The sequence below is a fragment of the Dellaglioa sp. CoH-55-MRSF-8 genome (genome assembly GCF_056782195.1).
Genome location: NZ_JBXAYH010000039.1, coordinates 1 through 669, shown reverse-complemented (window position 1 = coordinate 669; position 669 = coordinate 1). Strand labels below are relative to the sequence as shown.

Annotated in this window: 1 protein-coding gene; it reads left to right on the top strand. The window is 53.1% G+C overall.

The features are described from left to right. Positions 1–120 precede the first annotated feature (120 nt). Positions 121–669: hypothetical protein (locus AC1RPW_RS07770; protein WP_481769406.1), on the top strand; the 549-nt coding region annotated here is incomplete at its 3' end.

Here is a 669-nt window from a genome sequence, read left to right as displayed (position 1 = left end):
CCATATACAGTACTCATACAGCGTGAGAGCGCGACGGACCCAATCTCGGTGTCCGCACCTATGCCCGAGACCTTTTCTATGGACTCGGGTGCTGCATACGAACAGCCTCTGCCACAGTCTTTGTCACCAACTAAGGCACTCGATACAGCCGCAGCTGCGGTTGGTGTGCGTCTTGCGGTTCAGGCCATGAGCGCGCAGCTATGGGCCGGTAATACCGAAACGAACTTGAGCCTAGAGCTTCAGTTCCATACGGAAACTGATCCCGTTACAGATGTTCGGACTCCTATCGTTAACCTTTTGAAGTTGACGATGCCTAGTACTGGCAAGTATGGGTTTCTGGAAAGCCCCGGCCCTTCGATCGACTTCGGAGATTCAGCGGCCTCCATAGCCAAGGACGCGGGTACCAATATAGGAACTTCTATTGGGTCAGTCGTCAATGGTGTGCTTGGCAGTGATAACGTAACCAATTTCCTGAGGGCTGTAGGCATAACGCCAAAGGCAGGGTCGCTGACCAACACGTCGCAGAACTCGAATGATGGAGCCAACAATACGGTACCGGCAGATGCCACGGTAAACCCGAGCATGGGTACTGCTGCCTACTGGAACACGAAGCTGAAGAACCGCATCTCGATCAAGATTGGCAACTATCTGTTCTTCGACTCAGTGGTT